Genomic DNA, 334 nt, shown 5'->3' with positions numbered 1-334 from the left:
TTACTTTTTGCAATTACATTAAACATTTTAGCTAGTCCGGCTTTATGATTGACCATTTGAATAATCAAGTCACTTGAGTATTCATATTGGTTCATAAAGTTCATATCCCATTCGACAGCAATATATTTATCAAGTTCATTCTCAAAACCAATTACATTGTGACAGCTTTTAATATGCACCACTAAGCCTTTACCTGTACTGGTATGAGCCACAATTTGATCACCGGGTAATGGCTTACAACAGTTTGCATAAGAAAGCATAATATCTTCTGCTCCCTTGATAGCACTCTGTCGTATTTGTTGTTTTTGATGTGATTCAGTTAACTCACCAGCTT

Annotated in this window: 1 pseudogene; it reads right to left on the bottom strand. The window is 34.7% G+C overall.

Going from position 1 to position 334, the window contains the following annotated elements:
* Positions 1–334 (bottom strand): annotated as a pseudogene (locus GQR39_RS20110) (guanosine-3',5'-bis(diphosphate) 3'-diphosphatase); the annotation flags it as partial.

Source organism: Pseudoalteromonas sp. C8 (assembly GCF_011378685.1).
GTDB lineage: Bacteria > Pseudomonadota > Gammaproteobacteria > Enterobacterales > Alteromonadaceae > Pseudoalteromonas > Pseudoalteromonas arctica.
The sequence above is the reverse complement of the archived record's forward strand: the minus strand, read 5'-3'. Positions and strand labels throughout refer to the sequence as shown.